At 41.3% G+C, this 26031-nt stretch carries 28 protein-coding genes; 15 read left to right on the top strand and 13 right to left on the bottom strand.

Going from position 1 to position 26031, the window contains the following annotated elements:
- The first annotated feature begins 208 nt into the window (after positions 1-208).
- Positions 209-661: a hypothetical protein gene (locus HUS61_RS02110; RefSeq protein ID WP_175081980.1), complete on the top strand. Its 453-nt coding sequence runs from the start codon at positions 209-211 to the stop codon at positions 659-661.
- Between the two features lie 98 nt (positions 662-759).
- Positions 760-1107 (top strand): hypothetical protein, encoded by a 348-nt coding sequence (locus HUS61_RS02105; RefSeq protein WP_175081979.1) that lies wholly within the window; start codon positions 760-762, stop codon positions 1105-1107.
- Between the two features lie 45 nt (positions 1108-1152).
- On the opposite strand, the gene HUS61_RS02100 is transcribed toward HUS61_RS02105, so the two are convergent.
- The 9 genes from HUS61_RS02100 to HUS61_RS02060 form a co-directional block, all read right to left on the bottom strand.
- Positions 1153-2031, bottom strand: coding sequence for a LysR family transcriptional regulator (locus tag HUS61_RS02100; RefSeq protein WP_054561525.1), 879 nt, complete (start codon positions 2029-2031; stop codon positions 1153-1155).
- Positions 2032-2419: 388 nt separating this feature from the next.
- Positions 2420-3076 carry a 3-oxoacid CoA-transferase subunit B gene (locus tag HUS61_RS02095; protein ID WP_054553796.1) on the bottom strand — a complete coding sequence of 219 codons (657 nt, stop codon included), beginning with the start codon at positions 3074-3076 and terminating at the stop codon, positions 2420-2422.
- 11 nt (positions 3077-3087) lie between these two features.
- Positions 3088-3786: a CoA transferase subunit A gene (locus HUS61_RS02090; RefSeq protein WP_054553797.1), complete on the bottom strand. Its 699-nt coding sequence runs from the start codon at positions 3784-3786 to the stop codon at positions 3088-3090.
- A gap of 11 nt (positions 3787-3797) precedes the next feature.
- Positions 3798-4703 carry a hydroxymethylglutaryl-CoA lyase gene (locus HUS61_RS02085; RefSeq protein ID WP_175081978.1) on the bottom strand — a complete coding sequence of 302 codons (906 nt, stop codon included), beginning with the start codon at positions 4701-4703 and terminating at the stop codon, positions 3798-3800.
- Entirely contained in the window at positions 4703-6667 is a 1965-nt protein-coding gene (locus tag HUS61_RS02080; RefSeq protein ID WP_175081977.1) for an acetyl/propionyl/methylcrotonyl-CoA carboxylase subunit alpha, read from the bottom strand. Before HUS61_RS02080 ends, HUS61_RS02085 begins: the two co-directional genes overlap by 1 nt.
- Before the next feature lie 8 nt (positions 6668-6675).
- Positions 6676-7446 (bottom strand): enoyl-CoA hydratase/isomerase family protein, encoded by a 771-nt coding sequence (locus tag HUS61_RS02075; RefSeq protein ID WP_054553800.1) that lies wholly within the window; start codon positions 7444-7446, stop codon positions 6676-6678.
- Between the two features lie 10 nt (positions 7447-7456).
- A complete protein-coding gene (locus tag HUS61_RS02070) occupies positions 7457-9064 on the bottom strand; it encodes a carboxyl transferase domain-containing protein (protein WP_175081976.1) in 1608 nt (535 codons plus the stop codon).
- Between the two features lie 9 nt (positions 9065-9073).
- A complete protein-coding gene (locus tag HUS61_RS02065) occupies positions 9074-10249 on the bottom strand; it encodes an isovaleryl-CoA dehydrogenase (protein ID WP_054561519.1) in 1176 nt (391 codons plus the stop codon).
- 44 nt (positions 10250-10293) lie between these two features.
- On the bottom strand, positions 10294-10728 hold the full coding sequence (locus HUS61_RS02060; protein ID WP_054553803.1) for a MerR family DNA-binding transcriptional regulator: 435 nt from the start codon (positions 10726-10728) through the stop codon (positions 10294-10296).
- A gap of 341 nt (positions 10729-11069) precedes the next feature.
- Between HUS61_RS02060 and HUS61_RS02055 the strand changes: the two genes are divergently transcribed.
- The 13 genes from HUS61_RS02055 (at position 11070) to HUS61_RS01995 (ending at position 22920) form a co-directional block, all read left to right on the top strand.
- The gene (locus HUS61_RS02055) at positions 11070-12251 is read left to right on the top strand and encodes an acetyl-CoA C-acyltransferase (RefSeq protein ID WP_054553804.1); all 1182 of its coding nucleotides are present in this window, start codon (positions 11070-11072) and stop codon (positions 12249-12251) included.
- A 91-nt stretch (positions 12252-12342) separates the two neighbouring features.
- Positions 12343-13833: a CoA-acylating methylmalonate-semialdehyde dehydrogenase gene (locus HUS61_RS02050; RefSeq protein WP_055197193.1), complete on the top strand. Its 1491-nt coding sequence runs from the start codon at positions 12343-12345 to the stop codon at positions 13831-13833.
- Positions 13834-13939: 106 nt separating this feature from the next.
- The gene (locus tag HUS61_RS02045) at positions 13940-15097 is read left to right on the top strand and encodes an acyl-CoA dehydrogenase family protein (RefSeq protein WP_175078338.1); all 1158 of its coding nucleotides are present in this window, start codon (positions 13940-13942) and stop codon (positions 15095-15097) included.
- Positions 15098-15107: 10 nt separating this feature from the next.
- A complete protein-coding gene (locus tag HUS61_RS02040) occupies positions 15108-15887 on the top strand; it encodes an enoyl-CoA hydratase (protein WP_175081975.1) in 780 nt (259 codons plus the stop codon).
- A complete protein-coding gene (locus HUS61_RS02035) occupies positions 15887-17029 on the top strand; it encodes an enoyl-CoA hydratase/isomerase family protein (protein ID WP_175081974.1) in 1143 nt (380 codons plus the stop codon). The genes HUS61_RS02040 and HUS61_RS02035 overlap by 1 nt, the downstream gene beginning before the upstream one ends.
- Positions 17030-17046: 17 nt before the next feature.
- Positions 17047-17937 carry a 3-hydroxyisobutyrate dehydrogenase gene (gene mmsB / locus HUS61_RS02030; protein WP_054561514.1) on the top strand — a complete coding sequence of 297 codons (891 nt, stop codon included), beginning with the start codon at positions 17047-17049 and terminating at the stop codon, positions 17935-17937.
- Positions 17938-17946: 9 nt separating this feature from the next.
- Positions 17947-18708, top strand: coding sequence for an SDR family oxidoreductase (locus HUS61_RS02025; protein ID WP_175081973.1), 762 nt, complete (start codon positions 17947-17949; stop codon positions 18706-18708).
- A 108-nt stretch (positions 18709-18816) separates the two neighbouring features.
- Positions 18817-19140 (top strand): hypothetical protein, encoded by a 324-nt coding sequence (locus HUS61_RS02020; RefSeq protein WP_175081972.1) that lies wholly within the window; start codon positions 18817-18819, stop codon positions 19138-19140.
- Complete coding sequence (locus HUS61_RS02015; protein ID WP_175081971.1) at positions 19131-19304, top strand: hypothetical protein; 174 nt, start codon at positions 19131-19133, stop codon at positions 19302-19304. Before HUS61_RS02020 ends, HUS61_RS02015 begins: the two co-directional genes overlap by 10 nt.
- A 55-nt stretch (positions 19305-19359) precedes the next feature.
- Complete coding sequence (locus HUS61_RS02010) at positions 19360-21180, top strand: protein kinase domain-containing protein (protein ID WP_175081970.1); 1821 nt, start codon at positions 19360-19362, stop codon at positions 21178-21180.
- A 39-nt stretch (positions 21181-21219) separates the two neighbouring features.
- Entirely contained in the window at positions 21220-21891 is a 672-nt protein-coding gene (locus HUS61_RS02005) for an RDD family protein (protein ID WP_175081969.1), read from the top strand.
- 134 nt (positions 21892-22025) lie between these two features.
- The gene (locus HUS61_RS02000) at positions 22026-22445 is read left to right on the top strand and encodes a hypothetical protein (RefSeq protein WP_175086981.1); all 420 of its coding nucleotides are present in this window, start codon (positions 22026-22028) and stop codon (positions 22443-22445) included.
- Positions 22446-22467: 22 nt separating this feature from the next.
- On the top strand, positions 22468-22920 hold the full coding sequence (locus HUS61_RS01995) for a hypothetical protein (protein ID WP_175081967.1): 453 nt from the start codon (positions 22468-22470) through the stop codon (positions 22918-22920).
- 33 nt (positions 22921-22953) lie between these two features.
- Here the strand turns inward: HUS61_RS01995 and gloA are convergent, their stop codons facing one another.
- The 4 genes from gloA to HUS61_RS01975 form a co-directional block, all read right to left on the bottom strand.
- Positions 22954-23484 (bottom strand): lactoylglutathione lyase, encoded by a 531-nt coding sequence (gene gloA, locus HUS61_RS01990; protein ID WP_175081966.1) that lies wholly within the window; start codon positions 23482-23484, stop codon positions 22954-22956.
- Between the two features lie 231 nt (positions 23485-23715).
- Complete coding sequence (locus HUS61_RS01985; protein ID WP_175081965.1) at positions 23716-24132, bottom strand: VF530 family DNA-binding protein; 417 nt, start codon at positions 24130-24132, stop codon at positions 23716-23718.
- A 90-nt stretch (positions 24133-24222) separates the two neighbouring features.
- On the bottom strand, positions 24223-25215 hold the full coding sequence (locus tag HUS61_RS01980) for an MDR family oxidoreductase (RefSeq protein ID WP_175081964.1): 993 nt from the start codon (positions 25213-25215) through the stop codon (positions 24223-24225).
- 61 nt (positions 25216-25276) lie between these two features.
- Positions 25277-25909, bottom strand: coding sequence for a TetR/AcrR family transcriptional regulator (locus HUS61_RS01975; RefSeq protein ID WP_175081963.1), 633 nt, complete (start codon positions 25907-25909; stop codon positions 25277-25279).
- Between the last annotated feature and the right edge of the window lie 122 nt (positions 25910-26031).

Here is a 26031-nt window from a genome sequence, read left to right as displayed (position 1 = left end):
TGTAATGAGTTAGTCTTAAAGCCGTCAGCCATCTGAACTGACCCCGATAAAATAGACACGGGGTTTAAATAGCTAATGTTTACGATAAAGAAAAATAAAGGGGCGGAGTATGCAAAACAAACAAATTGTTGTTAATTAAAAATAAAATCGGTACTTTATGATGGTATGTATAGTTATGATTTAATTTATTCAGAATAAGCGTATAACCATGAAACTGATATTTACGTTGTTACTTTTAGGGCCTGTTATTGCCAATGCAGCTGAAGATAAAGTCGCTGTTTATCTTAATTTTGAGCAGGCTTATTTGAGCAATGATGTATCTTTATTTGCACCATTATTAAGTAAAAACTATACGATTAGACAAACATTACATATTCCAGGTATAGGGTCAGATACTGTACCTGTTACTAAAGCTCAGTTACTTGAAGGCATGAAGCAAAATCCAAAGCCTAGTTCATTACCGCGCTCAAAAGCTGAATCAGTTAAAATAGAAACAATTTCAAAACAGCAGTTCTGTGCAAGTTCACAAACTTTAGATCAAGTCGTAGTAGCAGGTAAAAACTACGAAGAGAAGGAACTGCGTAAAGCATGCTTTAATCATAAAAACAATCGCTATGAAGCTATATCACATACCATTGATGTGTATTATCGAGAGCTTTGATAGAGATAGTTAACATTCAGAAATTTCCGTGTATCAAATAAACCTACTAACTGATATTAATTACGGACAAACCCTATAAATGAGATAAGGAAATAAATATGAAAAAACAGTTAGGTTTAGTCGCTGGAGTATTTTTAGCATCAACAAGTTGTTTCGCAGCTGATAGTTTTCAAGTTGAAACATCTGTTTATAAAGCGAATGAGCTACTAGCATCGCCAGTAATGCTGGTGGAAGAAAAACAACCTGCTTCCATCTCTATAGGTGAGGGGTTTAGCTATGAAGTTACAGTGAGACCACAACAAAATAATACGGCAGCTGTAGAAACATCAATCACACTCGCTGGCAGCTATTTTACACCTTCTTTTATTGTGGAATATGGTAAACAGGCTTCTTTTGAAGTTGGTGAAAACAAAGTGAGTATTTTAGTAACCAAGTCGAAAAGTTAAATTAGCAATAAAAGACCCTCAACAAAATTGAGGGTCATTTATCTATTATTTTAGATGTTTAAAAGTATCAATCATCCATTTTATAAATAGCTCTAATTGTGCATTAGTTTCACTAGGATCGTGTTGCACTAAGTAATATTTATCTTTCGTTTTTAATGGCATATCGGTGAAATTAAATAACCACTGCTCATCAAACCAAGTCTGACTGATAGGTAAGGGGATTAGGGCAATACCCATACCTTGTTGCGCGGCACGTGCCACACCAAACATACTATCAACCTGAATAATTTGCTTTGGTGCAAAGTCTTCAATACCAGCATGCTCTGCCCATTGGTGCCAAGCCCAAGGACGCGCTTTATGAAGTATAAGAGGAACTTCATTTAATGCCTGAAACGGGTTTTCTTGCCATGCTTGCCAGTTTTCTTTATTGCAAGCTGGTGTATACGATAGCGAAAATAGCTCATGTACAACGCCTTCGTGCGGTTTAGATGAAGACAATACAATCGACAAATCGCTTTGCTTAGTCAGCTCTTTACGCGTTTTTAAGGTATTAAGCTGTAAGTTTGTATTTGGGTGCTCACTGGTCCATTCGCTCAGTTTTGGCATTAAAAGCTCACTGGCAAAAAACTCTGGTAGCGTAATACTGATGGTTACGTTTTCTTGTAACTGACTAAACTCATTGATGGTTTTTTCTAGCGCTTTGATCAGCGGTGATACAGAGTCATAAAAATTCTTCCCCGCAGCAGTTAGGCGGATAGAGCGGGTTTGACGTTCAAAAAGTTCAATACCCAATTGTTCTTCTAATTGTTTGATCTGATGGCTTACGGCAGACGGCGTAAGGTAAAGTTGGTTTGCAGCATCTTTAAAGCTAAGGGTGCGTGCAGCAAAGCAAAATGAGCGTAAGCCACGAATAGGTGTTTGCATAGTTAATTTCAGTAAGTCTCAATAGCGCTTGTTAGTTAATTAACTGCTAAGCAATTATTATCCCAAAATGTAAAAAAATAGAGAGTAAAGAATGAATATAGCTAACTCTTGCCATATTGTATAAAAAACAATCGTGAATCGCTCGTTTAATCTATGTTTAGGCAAATGTTTAGTAAAAAAGTGATCTTAGCAGTTTTAGCTATTTCGTCATAGTCTCAGTATTAGATAGTGCCAATTCACTAAAGCAGGGCATTTTATACTATTTATGTGACAAAATGGTGCGGCGAAAGGCTAACTTTAGATAAAAAAAATCCCTCTTGCGAGGGATTTTGGGTAACTCAGCGCCATTGGCACTGGGAATGAGGTCGGTACATGGGATGTGAGTGGTTTAAAAAACCATCTCTGGAACATCACCTTCAACAAGCAATTTGCCTGCCGTTTTGCTAATTATTTCATCTACTGACACGCCAGGAGCGCGTTCGATTAGATGAAATGCGCCGTCTTTAACTTCTAGTACGGCTAAATCAGTTACGATTTTCTTTACACAGTTAACCCCAGTTAGCGGTAAAGTGCAACTTTCTAATAACTTAGAGTCGCCATGCTTGCTTGCATGAGTCATCGTAACAATAATATTCTTCGCGCCAGCAACGAGGTCCATCGCGCCACCCATGCCTTTAATTAGCTTTTTTGGGATCATCCACGATGCGATGTTACCGTTCTGGTCAACTTCAAATGCACCTAATACTGTTAAGTCTACATGACCACCCCGTATCATGGCAAAACTATCTGCACTATTAAATATTGCTGCACCTGTGGCTGCTGTCACGGTTTCTTTACCCGCGTTGATCATATCTGCATCAACTTGGTCTTTGGTTGGGTACGCACCCATACCTAATAAGCCATTTTCAGACTGCAACATAACCTCTATACCGTCAGGTACATAGTTAGCAACCAGAGTAGGGATACCAATACCTAGATTTACGTAATAGCCATCTTGTAGTTCTTGTGCAACACGCATTGCAACTTGTTCACGTGATAATGCCATTTTATTGCTCCTTAATCGCGAGTTGTTACACGTTCAATGCGTTTTTCAAAGTCGCCTTTGATCACGCGATTAACATAAATACCTGGGGTATGAATTTGGCTTGGCTCAAGTTCACCTGGCTCAACAATCTCTTCTACTTCAGCAACAGTAATTTTACCTGCTGTCGCGGCCATCGGGTTGAAGTTCATTGCTGTGTGGCGAAATACAAGATTTCCGTAGCGGTCAGCTTTCCATGCTTTAACAATGGCAAACTCGCCTGTAATTGACTCTTCTAAGATATACGGGCGACCATCAAATTCTTTGACTTCTTTACCTTCGGCAACCGGAGTACCGTAACCTGTAGCGGTATAAAACGCAGGAATACCCGCACCACCAGCACGCATCTTCTCAGCGAGTGTCCCTTGTGGTGTTAAAACAACATCAATTTCGCCATCGAGTAGTTGTTTTTCGAAAAGCGCATTTTCACCCACATAAGAAGCGATGATTTTTTTAATTTGCTTATCGTGAAGTAAAACCCCTAAACCAAAATCATCTACACCGCAGTTGTTCGAAACAACGGTTAGATTTTTAGTTTGTTTACGCTTAATTTCACTGATAAGTCCTTCAGGAATACCACACAAGCCAAAGCCACCAGCGATAATTGTATCGCCATCTTTTAAACCTTCCATTGCAGCTTCATAACTTGAAACCACTTTATCGAAACCGGCCATGAGCCTACTCCTTAATTATTCTGAGTGTTCTTTAGAGCAAGTGATACCTTGCTGACAGGTTGTTTATTTAATGCACTGCAAATAGCCCAACCAGCTTTCGCCAGTCTTTCTAAATCAATTCCATGCTCTATGCCAAGCCCTTGTAGTAAGTAAACTACATCTTCAGTGGCAACATTTCCTGACGCACCTTTGGCATAAGGGCAACCACCAAGGCCTGCAACAGCACTATCAACCGTTGCTATACCGCGTGTTAGGGCGGTGTAAATATTTGTGAGCGCTTGTCCGTAAGTGTCGTGAAAATGTACAGCGAGTTTAGATTTATCAATATGTTGCAAGAGTAAATCTAATAACTCATCGACTTTTTTCGCCGTACCTACACCAATGGTGTCGCCAAGGCTAATTTCGTAGCAACCAAGCTCTAATAATCGCTGTGATACTTTTAATACATCATTGTAGTCGACATCACCTTGATATGGACAACCCATGACGCAGCTAACATAACCTCTAACACGAATGTTATTCGCCTTGGCAAAATCCATGACATCTTTAAAGCGATCAATACTTTCATCAATAGAGCAGTTAATGTTCTTTTGACAAAACGCTTCACTTGCTGCTGTAAAGATTGCAAATTCTTGTATGCCGACTTGTTTTGCCGCCTCTGCACCCCGTAAATTCGGGGTGAGGGCACTTAAGTTAACATTAGGCAAATTTAACGCGCTAATTACATCGCTTGAGTCAGCCATTTGTGGCACCCATTTAGGTGACACAAAGGCGCCTGCTTCAATATCTTTAAGCCCAGCATCTGCTAGTGCGTTGATAAGAGCGACTTTATCTTGAGTGCTAACGGCAGCTTCATTTTGCAAGCCGTCTCTGGCGCCAACTTCTACAATGCGAACAAAATCAGGAAACTGTGCCATTACGCCTCCGGCTCTTCAACAATCGCGAGCATATCACCGTGACTCACCAGTTCACCTTCAGCAAAGCAATAGCTGGTTAATACACCATCATGCGGGGCATTAAGGGTATATTCCATTTTCATCGCTTCTATGATGACAACAGCGTCACCTTTAGCGACAGTACTACCCACTTCAACTAAATGTTTAACAACAGTACCATTGAGTGGTGCAGCAAGTGGTAGTGCATCACTTTCGTGTTCACTAATATAGTGTTTATCAATCAGCTCTAGCACCGTTTGCTGTGCTTTGTACATCACTGTGATGTGAGAGTCTGTTTGATTAATATGAGCCACAACTTTTTCGCCATTAACGACTAGGTTTGCAAGGCCATTTTGAACCTTGCCTGAGCTTGTATAGTCAACTCCATCTAGGCTGATTTTAAAGCCATCTGAGGTCTTAATAGCATGAACGTTTAAATCAACAAACGGTATCGTTGTCTTAGCCTCACTGTTAAGCATAAAGCCTGTTAATTGTTGCCATGGGCTGCTGCTTTCACCTTTTAGTTGATGTGCATACACATAGGCTGCCACAACGGTCGCAATAACAGACTGTTGCTCGTTTTTAGCAACAAGGCGATCACCTTGGTCTTCAATAAAGTGCGTATCGGGTGCACCTGCTTGAAAAGTAGGGTGGTTAGCAAGGTTATGTAAGAAATTAACGTTACAGCTAAAACCTGCTAGGTGGAATTGCTCTAGTGCTTTTGATAAACGCCCAAGCGCTGCCTCACGGTTATCGTCATGAACAATTAATTTAGCAATCATAGGGTCGTAGAACGGGCTAATTTCATCACCCGCTGCAATCCCTGTATCTATACGTACAAATTCAGATTCGTTCGGTGTGAATAGGGCGTCAATGTGGCCAGAACACGGAATAAAGTCATTACTTGGATCTTCTGCATAAATACGCGCTTCAAAGCTGTGACCTTGTAGCTGAATATCTGCTTGACTAAGTGGTAAAACTTCACCTGCTGCAATATTGATTTGCCAATTCACCAAATCAACACCGGTTACCATTTCTGTTACTGGGTGCTCTACTTGTAAACGGGTGTTCATTTCCATGAAGAAGAATTCATCACCGCATAATAAAAACTCAACCGTACCTGCACCGCGATAGTTAATCGCTTGGGCACAACGTACTGCTGCTTCACCCATTTCTTTACGAAGTTCATCAGATAAACCCGGAGCAGGGGCTTCTTCTATTACTTTTTGGTGACGACGCTGTAAAGAGCAGTCACGGTCACCTAAGTACACACAGTTACCATGGCTATCGGCAAAAACTTGTACTTCAACATGGCGCGGTTTGGTGACATAGCGCTCTAACAGTACTAAATCGTTACCAAAGCCGGCTTTTGCTTCACGTTTTGCGCCTTCAAGTGCACCGATAAAATCTTTTGCGTGTTCAACAACTCGCATCCCTTTACCACCGCCACCAAAAGCAGCTTTAATCAGTACCGGGTAACCAATTTTCTCAGCTTCAGCTTGTAAGAAATCAGTATCTTGGTTGTCACCATAATAACCAGGCACTAAAGGTACATTTGCTTGGTGCATAATTTCTTTAGCGCGGGTTTTTGAACCCATGGCTTCAATACTTGATGCTGGCGGGCCTATAAAAGCGATATCATTTTTTTCACATGCGAGGGCAAAGTCACAGTTCTCAGATAAAAAACCATAGCCAGGGTGAATACAATCAACACCAGCTTGTTTTGCAACATTGATGATTTTATCTGCCACTAAGTATGAGTCTTTACTTGGCGCAGGACCAATATGATACGCCTCATCAGCAAGCTTTACGTGCTGAGCATGTTTATCAGCATCTGAGTACACTGCAACCGTTGTTAAGCCCATTTGCTTTGCTGTACGCATAACTCGGCAGGCAATTTCACCACGGTTGGCAACGAGAATTTTTTTCAATGATTTTGTTGTCATAATGGTTCCTATTTCTGCCAGTTAGGGGCACGTTTTTCAAAAAATGCAGTTAGGCCTTCTTGGCCTTCTTCAGATACACGAATGCGAGCAATGCGCTCAGCGGTTAACTCAATCAGTGCATCATCTATTACGTTGCCAGCGACATCATTGATTAGCTGCTTCGCTGCTTTAACAGCAATAGGGCCATTGTTAACAAGGTTTTGTAAGTGTTTATCGAGCGCTGTTTGTAAATCGCCGGTGATCTGGTGAATTAAACCCAGTTGCTTAGCTGTATGCGCGTCAAAAATCTCTGCCGTTAAAAAATAACGACGTGCAGCGCGCTCACCAATAGCTTTAATAACATAAGGGCTGATAACTGCAGGAATAAGACCAAGCTTTACTTCACTTAAGCAAAATTGTGCATCGTCTTGGCAAATTGCGATATCACAACACGCAATCAAGCCTAACGCACCGCCAAATGCAGCACCTTGTACGGCACAAATTGTTGGATGTGGGCTTGTAGCAAGGACTTTCATAAGCTTTGCTAGCTGCATAGAATCCGCTAAGTTTTCTGCAAAGTCATTGCCAGCCATCGACTTCATCCAGTTTAAATCAGCGCCAGCAGAGAAGTGCTTACCTTCGGTTTTTAAAACCAGTGCGCGAACATCGCAACTGTTTGCGTGTTCAATTAAACGGATCAGTTCACTGATGACTTCTTCGTTAAATGCATTGTGTTTTTCAGGGCGACTTAGTACCAGTACAGCCACATTTGATTTTGTTATTTCGAGTGTTACTGACATAAGGCCTCCATTACATTCTAAATACGCCGAACTGCGAATCGCGCTCTGGTGCATTTTTAGCTGCACTTAAGGCAAGCCCTAATACATTGCGGGTATCAGCAGGATCGATAATGCCATCATCCCAAAGGCGGGCACTGGCGTAATATGGATGACCTTGTTTTTCGTATTGCTCGATAATTGGCTTTTTAAACTCACTGACTTCCTCATCAGTCATGCTTTCGCCTTTACGGGCTAAACCATCTTGTTTAACTTGTGCAAGAACGCCAGCCGCTTGTTCACCACCCATTACAGAGATACGAGCATTTGGCCACATCCACATCATGGTAGGCTCAAACGCGCGGCCACACATACCGTAGTTACCTGCACCATACGAGCCACCAATTAACACGGTAAATTTTGGCACATCAGCACATGACACAGCGGTTACCATTTTCGCACCATGTTTGGCGATGCCTTCAGCTTCGTATTTTTTACCAACCATAAAGCCAGTAATGTTTTGTAAAAACACTAAAGGAATTTTGCGTTGTGCACATAGTTGTATGAAGTGCGCGCCTTTTTGTGCCGATTCACTGAATAAAATGCCGTTGTTGGCAACAATACCGACAGGGTGACCAAAGATTGTTGCAAAGCCGGTTACTAAGGTTTCGCCAAAGTAGCGTTTAAATTCATCAAATGATGAATCATCAACAACACGGGCAATTACTTCGCGTACATCAAATGGTTTTTTAAGGTCGGTACCCACAATGCCGTAAATTTCGTTAATGTCGTAACGCGGCGGTTTAACATCATCAAGTAACGGTGCAGTAGGGCGCTGATAGTTAATTCGTTCAATACATTGGCGCGCGATAGAAAGTGCATGGGCATCGTTTTCAGCATAGTGGTCGGCAACACCTGATGTTTTACAGTGAACATCAGCACCACCGAGCTCTTCAGCAGTTACTTCTTCACCTGTAGCCGCTTTAACCAGAGGCGGACCAGCTAAGAAAATTGTGCCTTGCTCTTTTACAATAATACTTTCATCAGCCATTGCTGGTACATAAGCACCACCTGCTGTACATAAACCCATTACGACTGCAATTTGTGGAATGCCTTTTCCAGACATACGAGCCTGATTATAGAAAATACGGCCAAAGTGTAATTTATCTGGAAATACATCATCTTGTTCAGGCAGGTTTGCACCGCCTGAATCAACTAAATAAATACACGGTAAATGACAACGCTCTGCGATATCTTGGGCACGTAGATGTTTTTTCACTGTTAGTGGAAAGTATGTGCCACCTTTTACGGTTGCGTCATTGGCGATGATCATACATTCAACGCCTTTAACACGACCAATCCCAGCAACAACACCGGCACAAGGAATAGCTTGTTCATATACACCAAAGGCAGCAAATTGAGAAATCTCTAAAAATGGCGAGCCTTCATCAAGTAGCGTTTCAATACGGTCACGAACAAATAACTTACCACGGCCTTGGTGGCGCTCAATCAAAGCAGGGCCACCACCTAAACGGATATCAGCTACTTTTTCACGTAAATCGCTTACGAGAGCGGCCATGTTGTCGTGATTTTGCATAAATTGCGGATCGTGTGGATTTACACTCGATTTTAAAATCGTCATAACAAGGTCCTATCGGCTTTCAGTGAATAATTCGCGACCAATTAACATGCGGCGGATTTCAGAGGTACCTGCGCCAATTTCATATAGTTTTGCATCACGTAATAAACGACCTGTCGCGTATTCGTTGATATAACCATTACCACCTAAGATTTGGATAGCATCAAGGGCCATTTTAGTCGCCAGCTCTGCGGCATATAAAATCGCACCAGCAGCATCTTTACGTGTTGTTTCGCCGCGATCACATGCACGAGCTACCGTGTAAACGTATGAACGAGCTGCATTCATTTGCGTATACATGTCAGCAATTTTGCCTTGAATAAGTTGGAACTGACCAATTGGGCTATCAAATTGTTTACGCTCATGAATATAAGGAACCACAATGTCCATACATGCTTGCATAATGCCAAGCGGGCCTGCAGCTAAAACAACACGCTCATAATCTAGGCCACTCATAAGTACTTTTACGCCTTCGTTTAAGTTACCTAGAATGTTTTCTGCTGGTACTTCGCAGTTCTCGAACACTAATTCACAGGTGTTAGAGCCACGCATACCAAGTTTGTCTAGCTTTTGTGCAGTAGAAAACCCTGGCGTGTTACGTTCAACGATGAAGGCTGTGATCCCTTTAGGGCCGGCATTTAAATCTGTTTTTGCATAGATAACAAAGGTATCGGCATCTGGACCATTGGTGATCCACATCTTGTTACCGTTAAGTACAAATACATCGCCTTTTTTCTCAGCTTTTAATTTCATTGATACAACGTCAGAACCTGCATTTGGCTCACTCATCGCAAGGGCACCAATGTGCTCACCGCTGATAAGTTTTGGTAGGTATTTTTCTTTTTGAGCCTGAGACCCATTACGGTTAATTTGGTTAACACATAAATTTGAATGAGCACCATAACTTAAACCAATCGATGCACTTGCACGGCTAATTTCTTCCATTGCGATTACGTGCTCAAGGTAACCAAGGCCAGCACCGCCAAATTCTTCAGGCACTGTCATTCCTAATAAACCCATTTCGCCAAGCTGTGGCCAAAGTTGATTAGGGAAGGCATTGTCTACATCTGTTTGTTCTGCAAGTGGGGCAATTTCTTGGCTAGCAAAGCTATTTACATGATCGCGGATCATGTCTGCTGTTTCGCCAAGTCCGAAGTTCATTTCTTTATAAAGTGAAATAGTGCTCATAATGTGTGTTCCTGTGAGAGTCTGTTGACGAGATTGTTGTCAGGTTATTCGTCTAAATTATTAAGGGTTTCACGACAGCGGCGTTCTGCAGTCACCAATTCCATTAGTACAACTTTAATGTCGTCCATTTGTTGGCTCAGGTCTGCTTTTTTCTCTGCGATAAGGTCAAGCATAGTGACTAGCTGTTTAGCGCTCGATTTATCTGCATCGTAAAGTTCAAACAAACGGCCCGTTTCAGCCAAGGTAAAACCTAAGCGTTTACCACGTAGAATAAGTTTTAGTCTCACTTTGTCGCGTTTTGAATAAATACGGGTTTGACCATTGCGATCAGGTGAGATCAGGCCTTGGTCTTCATAAAAGCGGATAGAGCGGGTGGTAATATCAAATTCTTTTGCTAGTTCGCTGATACTAAACGTTTGCTCATTGCTCGCAGGTTCAACTGCTGCGCTTTCAAAGTTTGTTTGATTGTCTTGTTTCATGATTTATTTACCTCATTCGAATAACACCAATATAAGTGAAGTTTACGTAAAGGTAAAGGGTGATTTGGGAGTTATACTTTAGACTTATAAAGATAACTGGTTGGATTTGTTGAAAAGCTTTATTTATCTAGCCTTGTAAGCAGATGTTTGATTTTTAATACAACAAAATACAGATAAGTTTACAGTTTTGCCGGCCGCAAAAATGTTGATTTTAGATTTACGTTGGCGTAAACGTAAATATTATGTATGCTGAATTAAATCGAAATTAAACTATAACAAATTAACTGTTTGGTTACACATGATTTGAACACATGATGATAACCACTTACATGGAGCCAATTATGACTACTGAAGCCGTTGTTATTGTTGCCGCAAAACGTACCCCTATGGGTGGTTTTATGGGCGCACTAAGTGGTGCACACGCAACTGATTTAGGTGCTACAGCTATTAAAAGTAGCTTAGAGCAAGCCGGTTTATCTGCCGATAAGATTGACGAAGTGATCATGGGCTGTGTATTACCAGCTGGTCTTGGTCAAGCACCTGCACGCCAAGCAATGTTAAAAGCGGGTCTTAATCAAGGTACTGGCGCTACAACAATCAACAAGGTATGTGGCTCTGGCTTAAAGGCTGCAATGTTTGCCCATGACTTAATTAAATCAGGCTCTATCAACTCAGCGGTTGCTGGTGGCATGGAAAGCATGAGTAATGCCCCTTATATGTTACCGAATGCACGTTCAGGTATGCGTATGGGCCATGGCGAAGTAAAAGATCACATGATGTGTGACGGCCTTGAAGATGCTTACGACAATAAAGCAATGGGTTGTTTTGCACAAGACACTGCCGATCAGTATTCAATTGGTCGTGAACAAATGGATAACTTTGCACTTAGCTCACTGACTAAAGCAAATAGTGCGATTGAGACAGGTGCATTTGCAAACGAGATTGCCGCGCACACTATTTCTACACGCAAAGGTGATGTGACCGTTGCGATTGATGAGCAACCAGGTAATGCACGTCCTGATAAAATCCCAGGTTTACGTCCTGCATTTAAAAAAGATGGCACGATTACAGCTGCAAACTCGTCATCAATTTCTGATGGTGCAGCAGCGCTTGTGTTAATGCGTGAATCAGATGCTAAAGCACAAGGTTTAACGCCACTTTGCCGTATCGTTGCTCACAGCACACACTCTCAAGCCCCGAGCGAATTTACTTTAGCACCGGTTGGTGCGATGCAATCGCTTTTAGAAAAAGCCGGTTGGTCTGTGAATGATGTTGATTTATGGGAAATCAACGAAGCGTTTGCCATGGTGACTATGCTTGCAATTAACGAGTTAAAACTTGATGAAAGCAAAGTAAACGTAAACGGCGGTGCCTGTGCACTTGGTCACCCAATTGGTGCAAGCGGCGCGCGCATCTTAGTTACCTTAATTCATGCATTAAAGAATCGTGGTCTTAGCAAAGGTGTTGCCTCACTGTGTATCGGTGGTGGTGAAGCTGTTGCTATGGCAGTTGAAGCTATTTAATCGCTTTAGAATTTTAATCTCTCACAGCCGCAACGTATTTTAAAAACTATCATGTTGCGGCCTCTTTATACCCACTGGGGAGGAGTGCCTCATGCACCAAGTACCTTTATTTATTAACGGCGAATTTACCCAATCAAGTTCATCGCAGCTGATTGATGTGATCAATCCTGCAAACCAAGAAGTGTTAGCTCAAGTTCCGTGTGCAACGGATGCTGAAATGGATGCAGCCATTGCCTCTGCAAAAGAAACATTTAAAACATGGAAAGAAGTGCCAATTTCTGAGCGTGCGCGCATTATGATGAAATACGCTGCACTACTAAAAGAAAACCATGATGAGCTTGCGACGATTATTTGTCATGAGCTGGGTAAAACATTTGAAGACGCCAAAGGCGATGTTTGGCGTGGTATTGAAGTTGTTGAGCAAGCAGCCAATGCACCATCACTGATGATGGGCGAAACAATGGAAAACGTAGCGCGTAAAATCGATACTTACTCTTACATGCAGCCACTGGGTGTATGTGCGGGTATTACGCCATTTAACTTCCCTGCGATGATCCCATTATGGATGTTCCCACTGGCTATTGTGTGTGGTAACACCTTTATTCTGAAACCTTCAGAGCAAGATCCACTAACACCGATGCGTTTAGCTGAACTATTTGTTGAAGCGGGTGCACCAAAAGGGGTGTTACAAGTTGTTCATGGTACAAAACCACAAGTTGACCGTTTATTAGAAGACCCAGCAGTACGTGCAATTTCATTTGTTGGTTCGTGTGGTGTAGGTGAATACATTTATTCAAAAGGCACAGCAAACCTTAAACGCGTGCAAGCTTGTGTAGGTGCAAAAAACCACATGGTTATTATGCCTGATGCAAGTAAATCGCATGTTGTAAACAACCTAGTAGGTGCGTCTGTAGGTGCTGCGGGTCAGCGCTGTATGGGTATTTCGGTTGCTGTGTTTGTTGGTCAAGCAAAAGACTGGGTTGACGAAATTAAAGCAGGCTTTGAAAACGTACGCCCAGGTGTATGGGATGATGCCAACGCGGCTTACGGCCCACAAACATCAAAAGCTGCTAAAGACCGTATTTTATCACTGATCGCAAGTGGTAAAGAACAAGGTGCAACGTGCTTAATTGATGGCTCTGACTTTACTGTTGAAGGTTACGAGCAAGGTAACTGGGTTGGTCCAACGCTATTTACTGATGTAACCACCGAGATGGATTTATACAAAGAAGAGATCTTTGGTCCTGTATTGGCTTGTATGTTTGTAGATACTCTTGAAGAGGCGATTGAGCTTATCAATAACTCGCCTTACGGTAACGGTACTTCGTTATTCACATCAAGCGGCGCTGCTGCACGTAAATTCCAACATGAAATCGAAGTAGGTCAAGTTGGTATCAACGTGCCAATTCCTGTGCCACTACCGTTTTTCTCTTTCACAGGTTGGAAAGGCTCATTCTACGGTGACCAACACACCTACGGTAAGCAAGGTATTCGTTTTTACACAGAAACGAAAACAATTACTTCACGTTGGTTCGAGGATGATATCGCCTCAGGTCCGAACATGAGTATCAACCTTAAATAAGCTGTAATTAATTTACTGCTGAGCGAGCACACGCTCGCTCAAAGAACACACATTTAAACGACAACAATAATTCTTTAAAGAATAAGACAACAAATAGAGGTCTACTATGGACTTTAATTTAACCGAAGATCAGCAAGCGTTTGCTGAAACAGCCCGTCAGTTTGCAGAGTCTGAACTTGCTCCACATGCAGCTAAGTGGGACCAAGAACACATTTTCCCTAAAGACACAATTAAAGCAGCCGGTGAGCTTGGCTTTTGTGGTTTATATACCCCAGAAGAAGCTGGTGGCTTAGGTTTATCTCGCCTAGATTCAAGCATTATCTTTGAGCAGCTAGCTATGGGTTGTACCGCTACGACCGCAATGTTGACCATTCATAATATGGCAACCTGGATGATTGCAAGCTTTGGTACTGAGGACGTTAAAGCCAAGTACTGTGAACAATTAGTAATGGGTGAGTTACTTGCTTCTTATTGTTTAACAGAACCGGGTTCTGGCTCTGATGCAGCATCACTAAAAACTAAAGCGGTAAAAGAGGGCGATGAGTATGTGATCTCAGGCTCTAAAATGTTTATTTCGGGCGCCGGTGAAACTGATTTACTTGTGGTTATGGCGCGCACTGGTGGTGAAGGCGCAGCCGGTATTTCGGCATTTGTTGTGCCTGCAGATGCTGCAGGTATTGAATACGGTAAAGCTGAAGAAAAAATGGGCTGGAATGCACAGCCAACACGTTTAATTAGCTTTGAAGGTGTCAGAATTCCTGCGGCTAACTTACTAGGCCAAGAAGGCGAAGGCTTTAAGTTTGCAATGCAAGGCCTAGATGGTGGACGAATTAATATTGCTACCTGTTCATTAGGTACAGCACAAGCAGCACTTAACACTGCACGCGAATACCTAAAAGAACGTGAGCAATTTGGTAAGCCATTAGCTGCCTTCCAAGCACTGCAATTTAAGATTGCCGATATGAACACTGAGCTTGTTGCCGCTCGTCAAATGGTGCGCTTAGCCGCATTTAAACTAGATACCGGTGACAGCGAAAAAACCACTTACTGCGCGATGGCAAAACGTTTTGCTACAGATGTTGGTTTTAAAGTATGTGACGATGCACTACAAATTCACGGCGGTTACGGTTACATCAAAGAATATCCATTAGAGCGTCATTTTAGAGACGTACGTGTGCATCAAATTCTTGAAGGCACAAACGAAATCATGCGTGTGATTATCGCACGTCGTATCTTAGCTGAGTCAGCTGGCGACATTCTATAAGGAGCAACCTATGTCTAATCCATCGATTGATTTAAATATTGAAGGTAACGTAGCGGTTTTAACTATGAATAACCCGCCAGCGAATACCTGGACACAAGATACATTAACCGCGCTTAAAGACACTGTAACTGAGCTAAATGCTAACAAAAATGTCTATGCATTAGTGATTACAGGCCAAGGTGAAAAGTTCTTTAGTGCAGGTGCCGATTTAAACGTGTTTGCCAGTGGTGATAAAGGCGTTGCTGCCACTATGTCCAAAGTTTTTGGTGATGCATTTGAAGCATTAACCAATTTCCGTGGTGTTTCAATCGCGGCAATTAATGGTTATGCCATGGGTGGTGGTCTTGAAGTGGCCCTTGCTTGTGATATTCGTATTGCTGAAGAGCAAGCTCAAATGGCACTTCCTGAAGCGAAAGTTGGCTTACTGCCTTGTGCTGGCGGTACGCAAAACCTTGCGTGGCTTGTTGGTGAGGGCTGGGCAAAACGCATGATCTTATGTGGCGAGCGCCTAAAAGCAGACAAAGCACGTGAAATTGGCCTTGTTGAAGAAGTGGTTGGTGCTGGCGAAAGTTTAGCTGCGGCAATGAAACTTGCTAACCAAGTTGGCGAGCAAAGCCCAGTTGCTGTGACTGCATGTAAAGAACTTATTCAAAAAGGTCGCACACAACCTATGGCTCATGCATTGCCATTAGAGCGTGAGTTATTTGTACAATTGTTTGATACGAAAGACCAAAAAGAAGGCGTGAATGCGTTCTTAGAAAAGCGTAAAGCTAATTGGGTAAATGGCTAATGACTAACGTAACACTACTAAATCATCAAGATGCGCCTGTGGTGTTTGAAACTGCAGAGGCCGAAAGCGGCCTCATTGCAATTGCGACACTCAATGCGCCTAAGTCTTTAAACGCTTTAAATTATGACATGATCCAACTGCTTGAGCCTCAGCTTAGAAAATGGGCTGACGATGACGCCGTTGCCATGGTCGTGCTAAAAGGGGCTGGCGAAAAAGCATTTTGTGCCGGCGGCGATGTTGTTAGCCTGCATAAAGCAATGAGCACAGGTGAGCCTGCGAACTACATTGAAGACTTTTTTACCCTTGAGTACAAATTAGACTACCTAATTCACTGCTATGAAAAGCCAATATTACTTTGGGGTAATGGCATTGTTATGGGTGGCGGCCTTGGCTTAATGGCTGGTGCAAGTCACCGAGTGGTAACAGAAACATCGCGTATTGCAATGCCTGAGCTAACCATTGGTTTATACCCAGATGTGGGCGGCAGTTACTTCTTACATAAAATGCCTGAGCAAGTGGGTCTATTCTTAGGGTTAACTGCTGCGTCTATCAATGCTGAAGATGCCTTGTTTGTTAATCTTGCTGATCACTATGCAACAGCAGATAAATATGACGCTATTTTAACAGCTATCACCGCGGAAAAGTGGGGCAAAACAGCCTCATTAAACCACGAAAAGCTAACTAACATTTTAATCTCGATTGATAATATTTCAGGCCGTGTTCCTAAAGGCAATGTAAAAGATAACCTTGAGGTTATTCAAAAGCTGGCTGAGTTTGATTCATTGCAGGGAAAAATTGACTACATTCAAGCTTTAGAAACCGAAGATAAATGGCTTACTCGTGCGCAAAAGTCATTAGCGCATGGTTGTCCGCTTAGTTGTGCGCTTGTTGAACGTCAATTAGCTAATTCAAAAGAGATGACGTTAGCAGATTGCTTCAAAATGGAGCTAGGCATGTCGGTTCGCTGTGGCGAAGTAGGCGAGTTCCAAGAGGGCGTTCGTGCGCTACTAATCGACAAAGACGGCGCACCTAACTGGCAGTTTAAATCGCTTAGCGATATCGACGAAACAGTTGTAGATAGCTTCTTTACAGCACGCTGGGATGAGCAATCTCACCCACTTAACTCATTAACGTCATCTTAAGTCCAAGGGGTAAACAAATGGCTAAATTAACAATAGGATTTATTGGTTTAGGCAACATGGGTGGCCCAATGGCGGCAAACCTAGTCAATGCAGGTCATACAGTTCGTGTGTTTGACTTAAATAAAGCAGCGGTCAGTGAGCTTGCCGATAAAGGTGCAATTGCTGCTACCGATGCAGCTGAGTGTGCCATTGGCGCAGATATTTTTATCAGTATGCTACCAGCAAGCAAACACGTTAAGTCTCTTTATTTAGGCGAAACAGGTCTTATCAACTTACTTGATAGCAAAACTTTGGTGATTGACTGCTCAACCATTGATGCTGAATCAGCGCGTCAAGTGGGTAGCGAACTTGCTCAAAAAGGCATTGATTTTGTTGATGCGCCGGTATCAGGTGGTGTTGCAGGTGCAACAGCGGGCACTTTAACCTTTATCGTCGGTGGTGAGCAAAGCCACTTTGAAAAAGCCAAGCTGGCTCTAGCAGATATGGGTAAAAACATCTTCCATGCTGGTGATATTGGCGCAGGCCAAGTCGCAAAAATCTGTAACAACATGCTGCTCAGCATTTTAATGGCTGGTACTAGCGAAGCGCTACAAATGGGCATAAACAATGGGCTCGACCCAAAAGTGTTAAGTGACATCATGACTGCGAGCTCTGGCCGTAACTGGACACTTGAGCTTTATAACCCATGCCCTGGTGTAATGGAAACAGCACCAGCAAGTAATGATTATAAACCGGGCTTTATGGTTGATTTAATGGCAAAAGACTTAGGTCTTGCTATGGAAGCAGCTCAGCAAAGTAATTCATCTACCCCAATGGGGTCAATGGCGAAGAATCTATACACTATGCTTCAGCATCAAGGTGCGGGTAGTGATGATTTTAGCGCTATTTTTAAATTATTCTCGAAGTAGGAGATTGTTGTGGAAATTAAAAACAACAACATTGTAATTACCGGTGGTGCGCAAGGTTTAGGCTTTGCAATGGCCGAAAAATTTGCGTCCCTTGGTGCGAACATCGCTCTTATCGATATGCAACAAGACGTACTTGATACTGCAGTATCAGCGCTTGCTAAATATGGCACAAAAGTTATGGCGTATGCTGCTAATGTTACAGATGAAGATGCTGTGGTAGCAACGTTCAACACTATCAATAAAGACTTTGGCCATATCGGCGTGTTAATTAATAACGCAGGTATCTTACGCGATGGTATGTTTATCAAAGCAAAAGAAGGCAAAGTGGTAGATAAAATGTCGCTGGCTCAATTTCAATCTGTGATTGATGTGAACCTAACAGGCGTATTTTTAGCAGGGCGTGAAGCTGCGAGCCATATGATCGAGTCTGGCAAAGGCGGTGTAATTGTTAATATGTCGAGTGTTGCCCGTGCTGGTAACATTGGCCAAACAAACTATGCTGCGTCTAAAGCCGGTGTTGTTGCGATGACAACGGGTTGGGCGAAAGAATTAGGTCGCTTTGGTATCCGCGTTGGTGCAATTGCACCAGGTGTTATTCGCACAGCAATGACAGATGCGATGAAACCAGAAGCAAAACAACGCATGATGGCGGTAACGCCAGTGGGTCGTTTTGGTGAAGCAGATGAAATTGCTCAAACAGCACAATACATTGTAGAGAATGACTTCTTTACAGGTCGTGTTGTTGAAATTGATGGCGGTATCCGCCTTTAGTTTGAAATGGTAACCCTTTACCCATTGAAAGTACCAAAACGGTAAGCCTAGCTTGCCGTTTTTTTATTTTTAAAGTATTTTAAATTCATAATGATAAGGAGATTTGTTATGAACACTGATGGTATTACAGTATCAATGAGCAAGGGAATTAAAGCCAACTTCAAACTGGGTGAACATTTAATTGAATACTGGGGTTCTGCTTACTCAGGTAAAGAAGTTCTGAAAGTAGACGGTGAATTAATAGCAGAATCACGTAACTTTAAAACTAAATCTGTTCATGAGTTTAATGTTGATGGTAAAGCCTGCCAATTAACGATTTCAGTGACTTTATTCAAGAAGTTTTCTTCTACCATTACATTAGAGTGTGAGGGTGAGCTAGTTCACAGTTATCAACTCACATATGGTAAAACCCGACAAATTGTTTGTATTTAAAAGCAATCCCATTTTTATTTGCAGGGGTTTTAGGCTGGTGTTTTGCCGCTGATATTCTTACCTTATTAGAGTTGGTTATCTTTTTTTGCTTAACCTTTGCAGTATCAGAACTGGTTCTGAAAGATCAAGGCTGGATCATCGAAGAGCAAAAGCCTTGTAATTAACTGCCTAGCATTCAATAATTAAGCGGTTAAAAGCCGCTTAACTTTGAGAGATGCAGTGAATCCCAAACAAATCCGCAATTTTTATATCAATGAAGAACAGTCTGTTTATTTGCTGTCTCACCATGATGCTAAAAAGCACCGTCAATGGCTTAACATTTGTATTAAACAGCTTACTTTGCTTGGTTACAGTGACGTTGAATTAATTGGTTCTGGTGCGTTTGGATTTGTTTTTGCCGGTGTCGATGATGAAGACTTACCTTGGGTATTTAAGTTTTCACGTATAACCCTTGCACAAAGTGTACGTGATCGTCTAGAAGACGAAGCGTACATGCTCTCGCAAGTTAATAATCCGATGGTGCCAAAATTTTATGCCTTTGAACGCATTAAAAAGCAAGGCATTTTAATGATGGAGCGCGCTCTAGGTGAAGACTTAGAGAAAATATCCATCAAACAAGGGCGTTTTAGTGCAGCAAAAGTCATGGCGCTGGCTCTTAGGTTACGTAATGTGCTTTTAGATTTACGTGAACACAAAAATGGCTTAAGCCCTCAGCCAATTGTGCATGGCGATATTAAACCCTCTAACATCGTTTATGATGAACAAACCAATAAATTGTCATTGGTAGACTGGGGCAGCTCTGTTTATGCACAAATAGATGCTGAAGGTAATCCGGTCGCCAGCAATTTTATGGATCTTATGTCTGCTGATATTAGTACCACTAATGCACGTATGGGTGATGTGTATTTTATTGGTGATGAGCAAATGTCAGGTGGGCAGTCATCGCCACGTTTTGATGAACAAGGTGTTGCCTCAACCCTTTATGCACTTGCATCTGCACAATCATGCCGGTTTGGTGCGGCGGTTATTCCGGCTACAAGCCTGAATTTACCTATGGAGCTTGCCCGGGTTATTGACGGTATGCTTTCAAAAGATAAGGCAACCAGAGATGGCGCTGGTGATTATTTTATGCGAAACATGCCTACAATGGCTAAAGCTTACCTCCCTGAGCTGCCGCGTAAAGTCATTCGACCGTATATTCCTTATTGGTTTAGTGAGTTTGATGAACACCCAGACACGGTTGTTTATAGCTCACGTAAACAATTTTTAAGACAAGCCGACCATAATCAACAATTACTTGATGTAAACGATGCCCAGCTCGACAGATACTACAAAGAGTTTTTATTTGATACCGGCGACACAGAAAAAGCATTTTTGGCCTCAATAAGCCGATTAGCAAAATACCCAGTAGTGGGGGGCCTTAGTTTTCATTGGAAAGAAAACTCACTGTTTGTTGAGTCTTCCCTTATTTTGCATGATGAAACGCTTGGCACTGCGTTTACCGATGCGATTAACAACACGGTGATGTTAGCACAGGGGATTGAACAAAAAGGTCTCTTTAAATGTTGCTTGTTTGATGCGCGTAAAACCATTCAGCTCGAGCGTGATGGCACAGGCGCGTTTAAATTTGAACATTTGCCTGAGCTTGATTACGAAGTAATGGATATCCAAGCCTCAGACGTAACCAGACCACACTCTTATTTTGAAGATGGTAAAGACCCGGATGAGCAATTACAGCTCCCGAAAAAGGTTATAAAGTGTGTATTTGAGCTCAACCAAATACACCATACGGGCTGTATCATTTTCGAAGCCTTACCTGATAGGATGAAAATACATCATTACTATCGACTGCTTGATGCCAGTAAAGAGCCTGAATTTAAACGCTTATTGAGTAAGCTTATGCAATACGCGGTTAGTATCACAGATATTGGTGTGGCAGGCTTTATGAAGCTACCTTACAAAAATACCCGTGAATTTGATTTGTGCTCTAAACAGCCCGATGAGTTTTATCCAAGAGATCCAAAAAGAGCTGAATGCTAAAAGCTGACTAGTTTCAAGCAGTTTAGGAGAATAACAAACATGGACTACACCCCAAATTATAAAAATTATTCATTAGATGAGCTTTTAGATGCTCAAAAATATATTGATAAAGAAAGCTTCCCACAAAGAGCACAAGAGTTAGAATTAGAGATTGCAAATAAACTAAAAGACCCAGAAATAAAAGCAGAGTTTGAAGAGCTAGAAACGAATAAAAGGTATGCTACTTTTTGGCCTCGTTTTTGGGCTGCTATTATTGATGGGTTAATATTTACAGCATTACTTTATATCGAATGCTTACTTTTTGGTGTTGAATACTCTCACCAAAACATGGTTTTACAAGCCGTTAATGGCATTCAGTATATTGGCTATGTTGTTTTTATGCATGGGTTTTATGGGCAAACACTTGGCAAGATGGTGATGGATGTTAAAGTCCTTGATCATGACACTGAAACAGATATTACGCTTAAACAATCAGTGCGCCGAGAATCTGTAAATATTGCTATTAACTCATCTTGGATACTACTACTTTTATTTATTTCAATATCGTTACAACAACTTGGTAGCGTACCTGAAGTTTTAACTTATTTAATTATAGGTCTGAATTCATTAGCTACAGTTTGGGCATTGTCAGAATTTATAACCATGCTGTTTAATGAAAAGCGTCGTGCAATACATGACTTCATTGGTAAAACGGTTGTTGTTAGGTTGTAATAAGGCGTTCTACTATGACTACCGTAATAAAAATACCTGAATTAACTAATGAAATAGTCGTTAGTTCTTTTGGCAGTAGCAATTAATAGGAATTGTTTATTAATCCTTTCAATTTATCTAAAGGCTTTTAATGAATGCAAATGTGTAAAGTTCTTGTCGAAAATTTATATTATGATGGGCCAAGAGAGGGTATCACATCTATTGAGGGGAGACATTACAGGTTTATTTCAGACTTCAATGATGACATTGGTTTTACTGATGAGTTTTCTCTTTATTTAATATCAGAATCGGAACTTCAATTAGAGATTGAGCAATGGCAAATTTTTGTTAAATGGAATAAAAAATATCAGTCAGGTGAATTAAAAGCCGATAGTCATCCTGGGCATGGTGGTATATCTCAAAGATGGGATGAAATAGAGCAAGCTTTGGCAATTAACAGAGAAGATACGTCAAACTTTAAATTTAAAGCTCTAGCTACCTTTATCCCGAATGGTCAAGAACTGCAATATGATTTAAATGGCCCTTGTTATGATGTTACTTGGCACTTTCTTTAATTATAAGTGTATTTAAAAAACGATGGCTATTTGGCAAAGAACAATAGTTCTAATACCTGCACAATGGGTAGAAGATAAAAATTATTCAGTTGAGGCACTCTACAATGCCGATGGTTATTTCGATACTGCCTGCGTGTGGAAACAACACCAACCAAATGTGCAAATAAACAAGCTGTTGGATAATGTTTTAGTAAGAACTGAAAGTAATACTTCCGATATTAAAATGTGGGGTAATAGTTCATCAAATGAAATTACTATTTCTGTTAATGATGAATCGATTGATGAAATTGTAATTAGAGTTGATTTAAGGAAAGACATAAGTAATTTTTGCTTTTCAATTTGCCAACTCGCTAAAAAATTACAGTGTTTTTTATTTATTCCTAATAAAAAGCTTCTTATTGAGCCTGACATTCACTTACTAATGCAAAACATACAAACACTGACTACTACAAATCAAAAGCGTAAATTTAAATAACCTGCTAAATAGCAGGTTATTTAAGGTGTAATCTTACTTATGCTCTTCAATAATCTCAATGATCCCTTCAGCTGAGAGTATCTCTATCCAATACCCATCAGGGTCTTTAATAAAGGCTAGGCCTTTCATCGAGCCATCGTCTGGTTTTTTTACAAACTCAACATCGTATTTTGCAAAACGCTCGCTTGCTGCGTATACGTCTGGCACGCTAATACCTATATGACCAAAGCCTTTTGGTTCTTCATTTCCACTATGGTAACCAGCAAAGCTGTCGTCGTTTTCTGTGCCCCAGTTATGTGTAAGCTCGATAAGAGCAGGGCGACGAAACACCCACTGTGCTTTTTCTTTATCGGTGCCTTTTGGCATGTCTTGCTCATAACCTAAAAAGTACAGCGTAAACTCCATTTTAGGGAAGTCATATTTACCTAGTAACTTCATGCCTAAAACATTCTGATAGAAATCTAAAGAAGGCTTTGGATCTTTTATGCGCAACATTGTCTGTTGCATTACATAACCTTGCGTTGCAGTTGCGATTTGTTCAGGTGATTCGTTGTAGTTAGACATACACATCCTTTTTTAATGACATTAATGATGATTAATTCAGTCTAACATAACCACGTTACCCTTAAATTAATAAAAATAATATTGACGTCTTTAAATAGCCCTTCAAATCCTAACTTGCTAACTTGCTAACTTGCTAACTTGCTAACTTGCTAACTTGCTAACTTGCTAACTTGCTAACTAACATAAAAAACCGCCCTAACAGGCGGCTTATTTCAACTAACAGCTTAAAGCTTAATTACCCCAAGGGTTACTCGCACTTGAACGTTGCTTACGGGTTCGGGCTTTTTGCTTGGCTTCTTTTTTTGCGTGAATACGTTTAGCGTCAGTAAAACTTAACTCACATGGTTCACCTGGTTTTTGATCAGCAGGGATCACACGATCGCGCGGCGGTAATTCGTAGTTTACATTGTCTGGGCGTGGTAAGTTTTTAAGACGATACAAATAAAAGTTCTCGACTTTTTCTTGTGCCCATTGGGTTTTACGTAAAAACTTAACCGCAGATTTTACATCTGGGTTATTCTTAAAGCAGTTCAAACGCATATAGGCGTGGAGTAATTCCCAGCCATATTGCTCGACAAGCTCTGTAACGACTTGCTCGATACCAACACCTTGCAGTGGGTTATTGCTGAAAATTTCTTTATTACTCATTAGACTTTCCGGGATTACAAAACTAGGGTAAGTATAATTGCCTTTACCCTAGTTTTATAGCTAACTTGCTAAGAATGTTTATATTCGAGCTTATTCTTTACAATTAACCACTACACGGCCGCGAATTTCACCTTTTAATAAGGCTTCTGCATTTGCAATGGCCTCCGAAAGCGGAATTTCTTGCGAAATAGTATCTAGGTACTGAGCCTCAACTAACTCACTTAAACGTTGCCATGCTTCAATTCGGTCTGCTTTAGGGCGCATTACACTATCTATACCCATCAGGCTAATACCACGAAGGATAAACGGTGCTACTGTTGCCGGAAAGTCCATACCTTGTGCTAATCCACAGGCCGTTACAACACCACCGTATTTAATTGATGCACACACATTTGCAAGGGTATGGCTACCCACAGAATCAATTGCACCTGCGAATTGCTCTTTTGCCAGTGGTTTTCCAGGTGCTGAGAATTCTTCGCGAGATAAAACGCGTTTTGCGCCTAATTTTTCAAGGTGATCTGCTTCGTTCATTCGTCCTGTTGTCGCAACTACATCAAAACCTAGTTTATTTAACAAATAGATAGCAAAACTACCCACGCCGCCATTAGCACCGGTAACAAGAATTTCGCCTCTTTGGGGTGTGATACCTTGTTTTTCTAATGCGATAATACTCAGCATTGCCGTATAACCTGCAGTACCAATTTGCATAGCCTGTTTTGGTGTTAAATTAGCAGGGAGGGGGATGAGCCAATCAGCACTCATAGACGCTTTTGAACTCAAACCACCTAGGTATTTTTCCCCAACACCAAAGCCATTTAACAGAACTTTATCACCTACTTTAAATTCATCGCTTTTAGACTCTGTTACTGTGCCTGCAAGGTCTATCCCGGGGATCATAGGAAATGTTCTTACCACAGGTCCTTTACCTGTAATGGCTAAGGCATCTTTGTAATTCAATGTACTGTAATAAACATCAATATTTACATCTTGCTGGTGGATGCTTTCTACTGGGAAGTCTGTGTATTCGGCACGATAACCTTGATCATCTTTGTTGATAACTACCGATTTTACTGATGTTGTCATGTTGACTCCTTTTAGACCGATCGTCTTTTAATGGTTGAAATAAAACCGTATTTAAACGGCTTTATAAAATTAAGCGTAAAAATTGTGCTGTATAAAGGGTAAGCGGTTCACTTGATTTATCAAGTTTAGAGCGCATTACTGCACCTTCCCAGCCAATCCAGAAGAACTCAGCAAGCATTTTACAATCTGATGACTGAGGAATTTGCTTTTGCTTCTTAGCATCAACTAAGCATTGCTCAACTAAAGCTTGCCAATTGGCGTAAGCCTGTTTTATGCGGTCAATCATAGGCTCATCAAGGTGACTGATTTCTTGGTTTAAATTACCTATTAAGCAGCCGCGTTTAAACTCAAACTTTGCCATGCCTTGTTTGGCGTCATTGGCAAACAGCACAATCCTCTCAAGAGGGGTTGTTGCATCGTTGTTTAGGTGGCGTTTTAACTTTGCCTGAAAATAGCTGTCGTAAGCATCAATGAGTGCTAAGCCAAAATCATTTTTACTTTTGAAGTAATGATAAAAAGAGCCCTTAGGTACCTGAGCTGATTTTAATATTAAATCAATGCCGGTTGCGCTAAAGCCTTTTTCGGTTAATACAGCTAGCCCCGTATTAATTAAAAGGGCACGGGTATCTGCATTTGAACGCGCTATTTTTGGTGGCCTGCCACGACGGCTTGGCACAGAGTTATTTGTTTCCATACCGACTATATTAGACCGATCGGTTTTTAATATGCAAGCATTAAATTGACTAAATTGTAATCATCATAAATTTGTCATGATTACAATTTAATTGGGAACTTTGCCGAAATTGGCTTGGTCAC

Origin of the sequence: Pseudoalteromonas sp. 0802, from assembly GCF_013350085.1 — a bacterium.
Taxonomy (GTDB): domain Bacteria; phylum Pseudomonadota; class Gammaproteobacteria; order Enterobacterales; family Alteromonadaceae; genus Pseudoalteromonas.
This window is presented reverse-complemented; position numbering and strand designations above follow the sequence as displayed.

Coding starts and splice junctions, on each gene's coding strand:
- HUS61_RS02110 (WP_175081980.1), top strand. CDS start 209: ATGAAACTGATATTTACGTTGTTACTTTTAGGGCCTGTTATTGCCAAT.
- HUS61_RS02105 (WP_175081979.1), top strand. CDS start 760: ATGAAAAAACAGTTAGGTTTAGTCGCTGGAGTATTTTTAGCATCAACA.
- HUS61_RS02100 (WP_054561525.1), bottom strand. CDS start 2,031: ATGCAAACACCTATTCGTGGCTTACGCTCATTTTGCTTTGCTGCACGC.
- HUS61_RS02095 (WP_054553796.1), bottom strand. CDS start 3,076: ATGGCATTATCACGTGAACAAGTTGCAATGCGTGTTGCACAAGAACTA.
- HUS61_RS02090 (WP_054553797.1), bottom strand. CDS start 3,786: ATGGCCGGTTTCGATAAAGTGGTTTCAAGTTATGAAGCTGCAATGGAA.
- HUS61_RS02085 (WP_175081978.1), bottom strand. CDS start 4,703: ATGGCACAGTTTCCTGATTTTGTTCGCATTGTAGAAGTTGGCGCCAGA.
- HUS61_RS02080 (WP_175081977.1), bottom strand. CDS start 6,667: ATGACAACAAAATCATTGAAAAAAATTCTCGTTGCCAACCGTGGTGAA.
- HUS61_RS02075 (WP_054553800.1), bottom strand. CDS start 7,446: ATGTCAGTAACACTCGAAATAACAAAATCAAATGTGGCTGTACTGGTA.
- HUS61_RS02070 (WP_175081976.1), bottom strand. CDS start 9,064: ATGACGATTTTAAAATCGAGTGTAAATCCACACGATCCGCAATTTATG.
- HUS61_RS02065 (WP_054561519.1), bottom strand. CDS start 10,249: ATGAGCACTATTTCACTTTATAAAGAAATGAACTTCGGACTTGGCGAA.
- HUS61_RS02060 (WP_054553803.1), bottom strand. CDS start 10,728: ATGAAACAAGACAATCAAACAAACTTTGAAAGCGCAGCAGTTGAACCT.
- HUS61_RS02055 (WP_054553804.1), top strand. CDS start 11,070: ATGACTACTGAAGCCGTTGTTATTGTTGCCGCAAAACGTACCCCTATG.
- HUS61_RS02050 (WP_055197193.1), top strand. CDS start 12,343: ATGCACCAAGTACCTTTATTTATTAACGGCGAATTTACCCAATCAAGT.
- HUS61_RS02045 (WP_175078338.1), top strand. CDS start 13,940: ATGGACTTTAATTTAACCGAAGATCAGCAAGCGTTTGCTGAAACAGCC.
- HUS61_RS02040 (WP_175081975.1), top strand. CDS start 15,108: ATGTCTAATCCATCGATTGATTTAAATATTGAAGGTAACGTAGCGGTT.
- HUS61_RS02035 (WP_175081974.1), top strand. CDS start 15,887: ATGACTAACGTAACACTACTAAATCATCAAGATGCGCCTGTGGTGTTT.
- mmsB (WP_054561514.1), top strand. CDS start 17,047: ATGGCTAAATTAACAATAGGATTTATTGGTTTAGGCAACATGGGTGGC.
- HUS61_RS02020 (WP_175081972.1), top strand. CDS start 18,817: ATGAACACTGATGGTATTACAGTATCAATGAGCAAGGGAATTAAAGCC.
- HUS61_RS02005 (WP_175081969.1), top strand. CDS start 21,220: ATGGACTACACCCCAAATTATAAAAATTATTCATTAGATGAGCTTTTA.
- HUS61_RS02000 (WP_175086981.1), top strand. CDS start 22,026: ATGCAAATGTGTAAAGTTCTTGTCGAAAATTTATATTATGATGGGCCA.
- HUS61_RS01995 (WP_175081967.1), top strand. CDS start 22,468: ATGGCTATTTGGCAAAGAACAATAGTTCTAATACCTGCACAATGGGTA.
- gloA (WP_175081966.1), bottom strand. CDS start 23,484: ATGTCTAACTACAACGAATCACCTGAACAAATCGCAACTGCAACGCAA.
- HUS61_RS01985 (WP_175081965.1), bottom strand. CDS start 24,132: ATGAGTAATAAAGAAATTTTCAGCAATAACCCACTGCAAGGTGTTGGT.
- HUS61_RS01980 (WP_175081964.1), bottom strand. CDS start 25,215: ATGACAACATCAGTAAAATCGGTAGTTATCAACAAAGATGATCAAGGT.
- HUS61_RS01975 (WP_175081963.1), bottom strand. CDS start 25,909: ATGGAAACAAATAACTCTGTGCCAAGCCGTCGTGGCAGGCCACCAAAA.